Source organism: Sphingopyxis sp. (genome assembly GCF_965227415.1).
GTDB lineage: Bacteria > Pseudomonadota > Alphaproteobacteria > Sphingomonadales > Sphingomonadaceae > Sphingopyxis.
This window is the reverse complement of the sequence record NZ_OZ245749.1, coordinates 1,759,188-1,770,802: the sequence shown is the minus strand read 5'-3', so window position 1 is coordinate 1,770,802 and position 11,615 is coordinate 1,759,188. Positions and strand designations below refer to the sequence as shown.

General features: G+C 66.4%; 13 protein-coding genes. 5 read left to right on the top strand and 8 right to left on the bottom strand.

Annotated elements, in window-relative coordinates; translation table 11 throughout:
• Nucleotides 1–159: 159 nt before the first annotated feature.
• Nucleotides 160–696 (bottom strand): peptide-methionine (S)-S-oxide reductase MsrA, encoded by a 537-nt coding sequence (msrA, locus tag ACO055_RS08605; protein WP_422062172.1) that lies wholly within the window; start codon nucleotides 694–696, stop codon nucleotides 160–162.
• Nucleotides 697–749: 53 nt separating this feature from the next.
• Nucleotides 750–1,679, bottom strand: coding sequence for a M48 family metalloprotease (locus ACO055_RS08600; RefSeq protein ID WP_422062171.1), 930 nt, complete (start codon nucleotides 1,677–1,679; stop codon nucleotides 750–752).
• Between the two features lie 158 nt (nucleotides 1,680–1,837).
• On the opposite strand from ACO055_RS08600, the gene ACO055_RS08595 reads away from it, so the two are divergent.
• The 3 genes from ACO055_RS08595 to rpsI all read left to right on the top strand — a co-directional run bounded on the left by ACO055_RS08595 (nucleotide 1,838) and on the right by rpsI (nucleotide 4,053).
• Entirely contained in the window at nucleotides 1,838–2,866 is a 1,029-nt protein-coding gene (locus ACO055_RS08595; protein ID WP_422062170.1) for a COX15/CtaA family protein, read from the top strand.
• Between the two features lie 207 nt (nucleotides 2,867–3,073).
• Nucleotides 3,074–3,553 carry a 50S ribosomal protein L13 gene (gene rplM / locus ACO055_RS08590; RefSeq protein ID WP_422062447.1) on the top strand — a complete coding sequence of 160 codons (480 nt, stop codon included), beginning with the start codon at nucleotides 3,074–3,076 and terminating at the stop codon, nucleotides 3,551–3,553.
• On the top strand, nucleotides 3,553–4,053 hold the full coding sequence (gene rpsI / locus ACO055_RS08585; protein ID WP_422062169.1) for a 30S ribosomal protein S9: 501 nt from the start codon (nucleotides 3,553–3,555) through the stop codon (nucleotides 4,051–4,053). The genes rplM and rpsI overlap by 1 nt, the downstream gene beginning before the upstream one ends.
• A gap of 98 nt (nucleotides 4,054–4,151) precedes the next feature.
• Here rpsI and ACO055_RS08580 read toward each other — a convergent pair whose 3' ends face one another.
• From ACO055_RS08580 to ACO055_RS08560, 5 genes are all read right to left on the bottom strand, one after another.
• A complete protein-coding gene (locus ACO055_RS08580) occupies nucleotides 4,152–5,135 on the bottom strand; it encodes a sterol desaturase family protein (protein ID WP_422062168.1) in 984 nt (327 codons plus the stop codon).
• Nucleotides 5,136–5,219: 84 nt separating this feature from the next.
• On the bottom strand, nucleotides 5,220–6,263 hold the full coding sequence (locus tag ACO055_RS08575; protein WP_422062167.1) for a phosphotransferase: 1,044 nt from the start codon (nucleotides 6,261–6,263) through the stop codon (nucleotides 5,220–5,222).
• A complete protein-coding gene (locus ACO055_RS08570; protein ID WP_422062166.1) occupies nucleotides 6,260–7,354 on the bottom strand; it encodes a hypothetical protein in 1,095 nt (364 codons plus the stop codon). The genes ACO055_RS08575 and ACO055_RS08570 overlap by 4 nt, the downstream gene beginning before the upstream one ends.
• 46 nt (nucleotides 7,355–7,400) lie before the next feature.
• Complete coding sequence (locus ACO055_RS08565; RefSeq protein WP_422062165.1) at nucleotides 7,401–8,246, bottom strand: metallophosphoesterase family protein; 846 nt, start codon at nucleotides 8,244–8,246, stop codon at nucleotides 7,401–7,403.
• Nucleotides 8,246–9,076 (bottom strand): diacylglycerol/lipid kinase family protein, encoded by an 831-nt coding sequence (locus ACO055_RS08560; protein WP_422062164.1) that lies wholly within the window; start codon nucleotides 9,074–9,076, stop codon nucleotides 8,246–8,248. Before ACO055_RS08560 ends, ACO055_RS08565 begins: the two co-directional genes overlap by 1 nt.
• Before the next feature lie 95 nt (nucleotides 9,077–9,171).
• Between ACO055_RS08560 and ACO055_RS08555 the strand changes: the two genes are divergently transcribed.
• Nucleotides 9,172–10,116, top strand: coding sequence for an alpha/beta hydrolase (locus ACO055_RS08555; protein ID WP_422062163.1), 945 nt, complete (start codon nucleotides 9,172–9,174; stop codon nucleotides 10,114–10,116).
• Nucleotides 10,113–10,883, top strand: a complete 771-nt coding sequence (locus tag ACO055_RS08550; RefSeq protein ID WP_422062162.1) for a nucleotidyltransferase family protein — start codon at nucleotides 10,113–10,115, stop codon at nucleotides 10,881–10,883. Before ACO055_RS08555 ends, ACO055_RS08550 begins: the two co-directional genes overlap by 4 nt.
• 38 nt (nucleotides 10,884–10,921) lie before the next feature.
• Here the strand turns inward: ACO055_RS08550 and ACO055_RS08545 are convergent, their stop codons facing one another.
• Complete coding sequence (locus ACO055_RS08545; protein ID WP_422062161.1) at nucleotides 10,922–11,611, bottom strand: hypothetical protein; 690 nt, start codon at nucleotides 11,609–11,611, stop codon at nucleotides 10,922–10,924.
• Nucleotides 11,612–11,615: the final 4 nt, after the last annotated feature.

The following is an 11,615-nucleotide window of genomic DNA, read 5'->3' as shown; positions in this document are numbered from 1 at the left end:
GTAACCAACAACCGACAGCGACCCCCAACTGCGCTGGGGAACGGTCTGCCCCGAAGCGCGCGCGTCCGCTAGTCTAAACCGCCGTCAAGTCAAGGAAATGTGGCGTCATGCGGCCATTTTGCAACAATATGTTGCCAAAACGGAGGCCGGGTCGCGACCTTAACCGGCGCGCAGTCGTTCGGCGAAGCCTTTGCGCAGCTTTGCGAGCTTGGGCGGGATCACCGCCATGCAATAGGGATTGCGCTGGCCTTCACCGTCCCAATAGGCCTGATGATAATCCTCGGCCGGATACCAGGTCGCGGGCGGTTCGATTGTCGTGACGATCGGCGCCGACTGGTCGGCCTGCGCACGCTCGATCCCGGCACGCGCCGCTTCGGCCTGTGCATCGTCGAGCGGAAAAAGCGCGCTGCGATACTGGGTTCCGATATCATTTCCCTGACGATTGAGCGTCGTCGGATCGTGCGTGGCGAAATGGACGTCGAGCAGATCGCCATAGGAAAGGACGGCCGGATCGAAGGTGATACGGATCGCCTCGGCATGGCCGGTTTCGCCGCCGCACACCTGCTTGTAGGTCGGGTTGACGACGCTGCCGCCGATATAGCCGCTTTCGACGCCATCGACCCCCGCGAGCGACTGGAACACGGCCTCGGTGCACCAGAAGCAGCCTCCGGCAAAAATCGCGGTTTCACGGGTCATGGGTTCGATCCTCTCTGGGGGGTGGGATCGTTCCTAAATAAGAGGCCCGCGCTCTATTCCAAGGGTGGCGGATTGGCGATCAGCGGGGGGACAAGTGGATACCCGGCGGTGCGCGCGGCGTCGATGGCGCGAATCTCGTTCTCGAAGGACGCGACGCGATCCTGCCAGCGCGGGTGCGTCCCCGCCTGAAACAGCGGCTTGCCCTTGCGCTGGCCGAAGCGCGTCCAGAACCGCACGGCCGCGTCCGGGTCATACCCCGCGCCGGCAAGCAGCCACACCGACAGCCGGTCAGCCTCGATCTCGGTCCGTTTGAACAGCCGGGCGTTGCGCCCGAACGACTTGCCGAGGCCGCGATCGACCCCTGCGGCGTCGAGCCGCGTGCGGTGACGCAGGATATTATGGGCGAGTTCGTGCGCGATGGCGGCGGCGAGCTCCTCGTCGCTTGCAGCGAATTCGGCAAGGCCCTTGCTGATCAGCACCAGCCTGCCCTTGGCGATGCCCATTGGCCGGTCGACCGCCTCGACGCGGAAGTCGCTGGCGCAGCCGGCTATCGGCGTGACGTCGACCTGATTGCCGTTCCCCGATATCTTCACAGGCGCTTGGGGAGGGTGCGCGGCGAACAGCATTTCGAGCGCAGTGATGCGCGCAAAAGGATCGGCACCCTCGCCGCGCGGGGCGGCGGCACCGTCGATCGAGGTCACGGGCGTGCCGACGCCAAGCCCCGCTCTGGCAGCGGGCGAGCCCGGCGCGACTGCGGCAAGGAAGGCGGCATCGCCGTCGCCCGCGCGATAGGCCGCGCGCGCCGCAGCACGGTCGGCGGCGGCATAGAGTCGCACATCGCCCCAGATCCAGCCGAATTGCGGCTGCTGCACCGGACACCAGCCGGCGTTGGCGGTGGTGAGGCGAAAGCCGATGGTCGCAACGCGCGCTTCAAGAGCGGCGAGCGCCGAATAGGATGACGGTTCGGGTGATGCAGAGGCCATGGCTGCGGGCGCCGACACCAGGCCTGGCAAGGCTGAGAGAGAGAGCAACAGGCGCCGCATGGCGGCCGCATATCAGCCTGTGCCTGACGCGGCCATGAATTTCCCGTGCCGCTTCGGCCTCTTGCCTATCGGGAAGCAAGCGACGATAGGGACGGGCGATGACGAAAGCTTCCAATCCCCGCCCTGCCGCGCTTGCTCGCTGGCTGTGGGCGGTTGCCTTGCTGGTGATCGGCGTTGTCGCCGTCGGCGGCATTACCCGCCTGACCGAATCGGGCCTGTCGATCACCGAATGGAAGCCGGTGTCGGGCGTGCTGCCGCCGCTCACCGAAGCCGGATGGCAGGCCGAGTTCGCGAAGTACAAGCAGATCCCCGAATATAGGGCGATCAACCTCGGCATGACGCTCGACGGGTTCAAGGCGATCTTTTTCTGGGAGTGGCTGCACCGCATCCTCGGGCGGCTCGTCGGCATGGCGCTGCTCGTGCCGCTCGCCTGGTATGCGTGGCGGCGCGCGATCCCCTCGGGCTATGGCTCGCGCTTGCTGGCGCTCGCCGCGCTGGTCGGGCTGCAGGGTGCCATCGGTTGGTGGATGGTCGCCTCGGGTCTCGAGTACCGCACCGACGTCAGCCACTTCCGCCTCGCGACGCATCTGCTGACTGCGCTGTTCCTGCTTGCGGGCCTTGTCTGGACGGCGCGCGACTTGTCGGCGCTGGCACGTGACTCCGCCGCGCGGCCGGCGCGGTTGACGGCGACGGCTGCGCTGGTGGTCGCGATCCTTTTTGTCCAGCTGCTTCTGGGCGCGTGGGTTGCCGGGTTGAATGCAGGCTATGTCGCGAGCAGTTGGCCGCTGATGAACGATCATTTCGTGCCGCAAGGCATCGACTGGACCGGCGGCGCGTGGTTCGCCTTCACCAACGATCCCTTCCTGATCCACTTTCTCCATCGCTGGTGGTCGTGGATGGCGGCGATCGCGCTGCTGTTGCTCGCGCGGACGCTGATACGGCGTGGCGCGCGTCGCGAGGCGATGCTGTTGCTCCTCGTGGTTGCAGCGCAGATGACGCTGGGCATCCTGACCGTGGTCAGCGGTGTGTCGATGTGGATCGCGGTGCTGCATCAGGTGACGGGGGCGGTCCTCGTCGCGATCGCGGCCGCCGCGCTCCACAAGCTGGGTCGGCCGGTCACGGCTTGATCGGCGCTCGAAACCGTGCCGCAAAATAGAACGGTATCATAATACCCGTCAGGAAAGCCGCTCTCCGGTTGACTTTCGACGCGGCATTCGCCATTGGCCCGCTCCGAAGCGCCGCTTCGTCCGTTCGGGACAGGCGGCGCGGTTTGTTTCGGGCAATCGGACCTGGTTCCAGTTGCCAAGTCCCTATCTGTCAAGGAGGTCGCCATGATGAAGGCGCTGACCAAGACGACCGCATCGGCGAACGCCGCGACGGTCGAAAAGAAATGGGTGCTGATCGACGCCGACGGTCTCGTCGTGGGCCGCGTTGCATCGATCATCGCCAGCATCCTGCGCGGCAAGCACAAGCCGTCGTTCACCCCGCACGTCGATTGCGGTGACAATGTCATCGTCATCAACGCGGAAAAGGTGGCGTTCACCGGCAAGAAGATGGCCGACAAGCGCTATTACAAGCACACCGGCTATGCCGGCGGCATCAAGGAAACCAGCCCCGAGAAGATTCTCGAAGGCCGCTTTCCCGAGCGCGTGCTTGAAAAGGCCGTCGAACGCATGATCCCGCGTGGCCCGCTCGGCCGCCAGCAGATGCGCAACCTGCGCATCTTCGCCGGCACCGAACATCCGCATGAAGGGCAGAGCCCCGAAGTGATCGACGTTGCGTCGATGAACCGCAAGAACAAGGTGGGTGCATAATGGCTGACGAACAGACCATGACCGATCTCAAGGATCTCGGCGGCGCAGTGGAAGGCGCCACCGTCGCTCCCCAGGTCTCGAACACGCCGCTGCGCGAAAAGATCGTCGACAAGCAGGGCCGCGCTTATGCGACCGGCCGCCGCAAGGACGCTGTCGCTCGCGTGTGGCTGAAGCCCGGCACCGGCAAGATCACCGTCAACGGCCGCGACCAGGAAGTCTATTTCGCGCGTCCGACGCTGCGCCTCGTCATCAATCAGCCTTTCGGTCTGACCGACCGCGTTGGCAGCTATGACATCGTCGCGACCGTCAAGGGCGGCGGCCTGTCGGGCCAGGCGGGCGCGGTGCTTCACGGCATCTCGCAGGCGCTGACCCGCATGGAACCCGCGCTGCGCGGCGTCGTGAAGTCGGCCGGCTTCCTGACCCGCGACAGCCGCGCCGTCGAGCGTAAGAAGTACGGCAAGGCGAAAGCGCGCCGCAGCTTCCAGTTCTCGAAGCGCTAAGAGCTTTTCCACCGACGGGTGGAGAAGAGGAGGGCGGTCCGGCAACGGGCCGCCCTTTTTCGTGTCGATACGGTTCGCCGCGCCGGGGCGGCGTGCGCTCAGGGCAGGTCCGCAACCACCGCCGAGCGGCGCTCTGTTCGAGCGGGCGGCGCGAGCCGCCGCGCGGCATCGACGAACGGATGGAGGACCAATCCTTGCGGGCTGTGCGGTGCATAGTCGATGCCATCGACGCCGAAGCGCAGCTTTTCTCGCTTCGCGGCCGGGACATAGAGCGTTCCGAACAGGCGGTCGAAAATCGCCAGCGCCGATCCGAAGTTGCGGTCGTGGTGGCGGGCATGAACCGAATGGTGGATCTGGTGGTGCGCGGGGCTGAGGAACCAGCGGCCTGCGCGTCCCGGGAAGCTGATCCACAAATGCGTATGCTGCAGGTGGCTGAACAAAATGCTGGCGAGGAAGGTCAGGGCGTTGAGTCCGTAGAGCAGATAAGCCTGCGCCGCGCCGCCCAGAAGGTGGTTCATCGTTACGGTCATGAGCCCGCCTGAAGCCGCCGCCATATTGTAGAAGATGATCGTATCGACGGGATGAACGCGGAAATTGGTCAGCGGTGTCAAGGATTCGGCGGTGTGGTGGACCTTGTGAAATTCCCACATCCATCCGACGCGGTGGCTGAGGCTGTGGTTCAGCCAATAGGCGAATTCATAGGCAAGGAAGAGCGCGAGCGTCATGATCAGGGTCGCGACCCAGGCCGGCGCATGAAACAGCGGCGCGGACCCGAACCAGCTGTCGAAGACGGGCGCGAGCCGCGAGGCATACCAGCCGCCCGACCACAGGGCCCAGCCCAGCGCGCTTGCCGAAAAGAAGGTGCTGAAAAGGAACCAGCCGATGTCGGCGCGCCCCGATGCGCTGGCGATGATCCGCAGCGGCAACAAGGCACGGAGCAGGGCGCGGGCGCGCACTGGGCGGCGGCGGCCGCGCGGTATGGCGAACCGCAGGGTCAGGCCAAGCACGACCAGCACGGCCGCAAGCGTGAGCAGCGGCGGCGCCCAAATTCCGATATTCGCCATATCCGGTAGATGGTCCATCGACTGCGGCCATAGTCAATCAACGGTAAAGAGCGGCTTAAAGCGCACCTTAGCGGCCGTATTCAAACACCCCTTCGACGCCGGTCAGAGCAGGTCGAGGCTGCCCAGCGTCAGCGCTTGCCGCGCGGGGCGTTCGGCCATCACCGCGAACATCTCGTCGCCCCGCTCGGTGCGTTCGACACTCATCGAGGCAAAGACCGCCATGAAATAGCCGCTGAGCGCGCCGACGCGATAGTCGGTCCACAGACTTTCGGCGTCGGGCACGACGCCGCGTTGGCGCAGCGCCGCGATCCAATGGTCGAACGCGGGGCGATCGGCGGCGGCGCGCTCGAAGGGGTCGGCGATGCTCGTGCCGACGAGATAGGCGAGGTCGGTCGCGCCGCTCCCCCGTCCGAGCGTCTGCCAGTCGACCAGCCAGCACGCATTGCCGTCGGGGGCGAAGAGGATGTTGTCGATACGCAGGTCGCCGTGGACGATCGTCCGCGCTGCGACCTGGCGGGAGAGATAGGCGTCGAGCTGCTCGACGATCCCGGCGCCGAGGTCGAGGACATCGGGCGCGAGGCGCGTCGCGTAGCGTTCGCGAAAGCCAAGGTAGAGCTGCGGAAAAAGCGCCCGGATCACGTCGCCATTGTCGCGTGCGAGCCAAGGCAAGATGTCGAGGCGCGGATCGTTCCAGAGCAAAGCATGCAGACCGGCGGCGGCCTCGATACACGGAACTAGCCCGGCAAGGCCAAGGCCCGCGAGCTGGTCGCCCTGCCGCGCGGGGGCGAGGTCGGAGAGGATCAGCACGAATTCGACATCGTCGGGCGCGATCTCGGCATGATGGCACAGGGGCGCAGCGACACCGCTGCCGGCGGCGAGTTCGCGGTACCAGCTCACTTCCTTGACATAGGTGCCGGTGAGCTTGGCGATGTGGCGGCTGGCTTCGTCGTGGCTCGGGCATTTGGCGACGACCGTGGCGGGGGCATCGACAGCGCTTGCCCAGTCCAGCGCCAGGCGAAAACTGTCGCACATCTGCCCGGTGCCGACCTTGGCGATGGTAAAGCCGCGTAACGCCGCCGCATCCTGTCCGAGCTTGTCGGCGAGCCACGCCGGCGACATGGCCTCGGGCGAGGTCGGGAAGCTCAAGCTGCGGCGTCCATCAGGCCGGCGAGGCCGGTGGGAGCGTGCGGGCCGACGAACAATTGTTCGAGCACGCCGATGCCGCGATGGGTGCTGCCGCCGTCGCTCAGTTCGGCGGTGACGAGTGCCTGGATATGCATCGCGAGCGGGTTGCCCCACGCGCGCTCGGCATCGGTCAGGCTGTCGTTTGCGACGGCGAGGTCGGCGCCATGGTCGAGGCCGTGACCCCAGAGCGGATGCGTATAGCCAAGCCCGCTCATCGCGAAGACCGGGCCGGTCGGGTTCAACGTGAGCGAACGGCCTGCGCCAAGATCGGCGGTCATCGCGGCGACCCGGCGCGACCCGGACTGCCAGTCGGCATCGAAGGTCGCGGCGTCGAAATGCTGTTCGGTGCCGCCGTCGCCGACAATCACGGCGCGGCGGTTCCACGGCTGGCCAGCGCCATCGTCATTGCTGTGAAAGAAGAGCGAGCGATCGCCGAAATTGCACGGTGTCCACAACCAGAAGAACTGGTTGAAATTGCCCTCGGGCGGCGGCTGCGGCTCGCTGGCGCCGACAGGGCGGACGCCCCAGCTACGGTCGCGCGTTCCGGTCCAGTCGTCGCTGGCTTCGATGCGTTGGCCATCGACCGACAGCCACCCCGACCAGCGGCCGTTCTGCGTCATGCGCGTATAGTCCATGAACAGGCGCGTCCCGTTGCGGCGGATGAAGCGCGGTTCCTCGATCGGGAAATGGCGGCCGGTAAAGGTCAGTACCGCCGCGAGCGGCCCATCGTTGGGCGCGATTCGCAACGTCACGATCTCCAGCGGCGCATCGATACTGACCGCGATCGGACCCACCGACAGGTCGAGCCGCTCGCCACCCGAACGCCGGCTGGCGCGCAGATTGTGCTGAACGCCGTCGATCAGCACGCAAAAACTTGCGTCGACGATGCCGAGCTGCGGGTAGAAGCCCATGGCGGCCGCGAAAAAAACCGACCCGTCTGGGCTATAGCCGTTGAAGAAATATCGATCGTAGAAGTTGCGGTCGGTCCCGGCGAACGCCATCGGTTCGCTGGTCTGATGCAACGGAAAATCGTCGCCTTTGGTCAGCATCATCTCTCATCCCGTTTTTTGTTGCAACGTAACGGGATGCGGGGCCGCGTCAATGCACGGGCGGATCGACCGGCGGCACCGCGCCGACAGGGGCGACCGGCTCGCCAGGCGCACGCGGTGGCAGCGCGTCGGGCGGCACGTCGCCGATCTGCATGTCGGGGGTCGGCACATGCTCGAGATTTCGGACACGCACGTCGATTTTGGTGCCTTCGAGCGTCAACTCATTGAAGCCCGGCGGCGTCGAGCGGATGCGCTGCGACAGCGTCCCCGCACCGATCATGCGGACGGGCCCTGCGGGGGTTTCCCTGATCAGATCGAACGCGTCGTGGACATGGCCGGTCAGCACCGCGGCAACGCCGCGCCTCGCGAGTTCGTGCAGCGCGCGTTCGCCGCCGCGGGTCAGCGCGCGTCCCTTCGTCCCAGCTTCGACGAGCGGATGATGCGCGGTAACGAGCGCGGCGGTCCCGTGCGGTAGCGCGTCGAGTGCAGCGAGCGTCCTGTCCAGCGCCGCGCGCGTCACCCAGCCTTTCGACCAGTCGAGCCGCCACTGCGCGCGCGCCGTGGTCTTGAGCGGCACGACCGCGACCCCGGCAAGGTCAAGCTCGCGTTCGACGAGCCGCTCGATCCCGCGGATGCGCTCATAGGGCCAGAAGAAGCGCGCGAGCGGGTTGAAATAAGGAAGGTCGTGATTGCCGACCTCGACCGTCACCGGCACGTCGAGCGCGCCGATCCAGTCGCATGCGGCAGCAAATTCATGCGATCGAGCGCGCATCGTCAAATCGCCGGTGATCAGCACTGCGACAGGCCGCTCGACGCGCACGCAGTCGGCAAACCAGGCGAGCGCGCGGCGATCCTCGAGCCCGAAATGGAGGTCGCTGATATGGAACAGCCGCATCAGGTGGTTGCGATGAAATCGACCGCGCTCATCCCGAGACCGAAGCGCGCGGGCGACGGCGTTTCGGCGAGCTCGCCATCATATTCAAGGCCGATCGGGGCATCGCTTTCGAGGATGACCGTCTCGCCGATCGCGAGTTCCTCGCTGGGGCCGTCGCGGAAGTCGCCGCCGAGCCAGGCAAAGCCGTGGCGCAGAACGTCGCCCGCATTTTCGGTCAGGATTCCGTCGGCGCGGATGCCGGTTTCGGTGGGGGTCAGGATCACCGCGGCATAGGATTTGCTCTGTCCCGCGACGCGCACGCCGGGCGCGTTGGTCATTTTGTCGAGCGCGTCGGGCGCCGCGCGCCCCGCTTCGACAAGCCCGTCCTGCCGCATCGTTTCGCGCACTTCGGCCCAGCGCGTCGCGGGGCCTGCGATGACGGTGATGAACGCCTCGCCTGCATCCGAGCGCGCCGTCGGGATCGCGCGGCGGCGGCCTTTGCCCGACAGTGCATCGGCCAGGATTTCTGGCGCCGGCCGGTCGCCGTGCAAAGCCTTCGAGAGGAGATTCAGCGTCCCGCCCGGCAACGGCAGGATCGCGCCGTCCCACCGCGCCGCCTGCGCCGCAGCGGCGTTGATGGTGCCGTCACCCGTCCAGACGATCAGCAGGTCGATATGCTGGAGCTTGAGCTCGGTGGCATCCGGGATCTCGGCGTCGGGTAGCTCGAACGTCGCCGCGAGCGGCGTTCCGGCGGCGCGGCACGCTTCTTCGATGGCGTCGCGTATCGCGGGGTCGTGGCTGCCGCTCTGACTGTTGCAGAGGAGCGCGGGGCGGGAGAAGGGGCCGGTCATGATCTTTCTTACGCACGAAGGTGGAAAAGGTGCCGACGGTACGAGGTTCGCGCCATCTTGTTCGGCGCCGCGCGGCCCTGTAGGGCGCGGACGCTATGACAGAGCGCAAAACCAAAGGACCGCGTTTGATCAAATTCCTTGTCGTCGCGATCCTGCTCATCCTGCTGTTCGGCGGCGGGACGCGGATGATTGTCGCCGGTGGCGCCAAGTCGCTCAATCTGGGCGACCGCCTGCTAGGCGACGGTGACGGTGCGACCTTGCAGGTGGCGGGGCAGCCCTATGGCCCCGGCGATCGCAACAAGCTCAATATCTGGGTGCCGACGGGAACGAAGAAGACCGACCGGCTGCCGGTGCTCGTTTTTCTGTATGGCGGCGGCTGGTACAGCGGCGCGCGCGACGATTATGGCTTTGCGGGGCGCGCCTTCGCGAAACAGGGCTTCATCGTCGTCATCCCCGACTATCGCATCGTGCCGGAGGGGCATTGGCCCGATTTTTTGCAGGATAGCGCAGCAGCAGTCGCGTGGACCGACGCGCATATCGCCAGCTATGGCGGCGATCCCGACCGCATCGCGCTGGCGGGCCATTCGGCCGGCGCCTATAACGCAGTGATGCTGGCGCTTGATCCGCAATGGATGAGGGGTGCGGGCAGCGATGCCTCGGTCATCCGCGGCGTTGCGGCGCTTGCCGGCCCCTATGACTTTGTGCCGTTTGAAAAGGGCGGCCGCGCGGACGTCGCGATGGGCGACATCAGGCCGATCGAACGAACGCAGCCGATCGAATATGTTCGCGCTGATGCACCGCCGCTGTGGCTGGGCCATGGCACCGCGGACACCGTCGTGCGTGTGCGCAACAGCCAGCGGCTGGCGGCGGCGATGCACAAGGTCGGCGGGTCGGCTACGCTGCGCACCTATGACGGGCTGAGCCACAACGACGTCATCATGGCGCTGACCGGGCCGCTTTCCTACAAAGGGCCGATCCTTCCCGAGATGACCGACTTTCTGCGCGGCGCGACCGCGCGGCGCGTTACCCCTGCGCCATGACGATCCCCGCCATCGTCATGGCCGGCAGCCGCCCCGGTCCCGATCCACTGCTCAGCGGCACGGGCGCATCTACCAAAGCGCTGCTGCCGATCGCGGGGCAGCCGATGCTCGTCTATGTCGTGAAGGCATTGCGCACATCGCCGCTTGTCGGGCCGATCACGATTCTGGCGCAGAACAGCGCCGAACTCGCGGCGCAGCCTGAACTCGCGGGCATCGCGGGTCTGCATTTTTCGGATTCGGGGCAGGGGATCAGCAGCTCGCTCGCTGCAGCGCTGCCCGAGGGCGACGCGGCGGTGCTGGTGACGACCGCCGACAATGTGTTGCTCACGCCATCGATGATCGCCGAGTTTCTGGAAGGCGCCAATGGTAGCGACGTCGCCGTCGCGATGGTTGAACGCGATGTGCTGCTTGCGCGCTACCCCGAATCGAAACGTACCTGGCTGAAGTTTCGCGGTGGCTGGTGGTCGGGCGCGAACATGTTCCGCCTGCGCGGGCGCCGGGTGCTGCCGCTGCTTGATTTCTGGGGCCGGATCGAGCGCGATCGCAAAAAGGGGCTCAAGATCATCGCGGCGTTCGGGCCGGCGCTGTTGCTCGCCGTCGTGCTGCGGCTGATCACGATCCATCACGGTGTGGCACGCGCGGGGCTGCGCTTCGGGCTCAAGGCGAAGATCGTACCGATGTCCGAGGGCGAGGCGTGTATCGATGCCGACAAGCCGGTCGATATCGTGCTGATCGAAAAGATCTTGGCGGTGCGCAACGTCGGCTAAATCCGTTCGTGTCGAGCGACGCGACCGCAAATGAGAAGTCAGACGTTCGCCAGCGCCCGATCGACAGCCCCAATCGCGAGCGCCAGTTCTTCGTAATAGGGAATCGTCGCGTCGATATCGACGATCGGCGCGCCGTTGAAGCGGAGCAGCGGCACTGTCTCGACCTTGCGCGTGATGAGAGCGCGGTCGTGGTCCGGCTTGCGCGCCATCACCGTGTCGACATCGACATGCAGGCGGATCACCAGCGTCGGGACATAGGCCGCCATTTCGGCATAGAGCGCGCGCTCGTCGGTCTGCATCACGGCGAGGCGCGCGTTCGGCGCGCGGCCGGCGAGGATCGGGCCGTCATGGAGGCCGGGCACCTCAAGTTGGGGATAGCGGTCGGTGACGATGGTGACGCCCGCGCGCCGCGCATCGAGCAGGCTTTCGAACTTCGCGCGGCGTTTCTTCGACTTGTTCAGCGCATAGTGCGCCGCGAGCATGCCGGGGATCGGCTCGCCCGGCTCGCGCAACCTGTCGGCAACCCCGTCGAGAAAGCGATGCAGCGGCGGGCCGATGACCGGCCAGCGGCCGATGCGGCGGCCCTGTTCGCCCGACCCGAGGCCGAGATAGCCGCTTTCGGCCCTGCGCGTCTGTTGGACATGCGCGAGCAGGTCCGCCGACAGGGTCGACTTGCCCGACCCGTCGCTGCCAACCACTGCGATCAGGGGAGCAAGCTGCTCCCCCATCGGC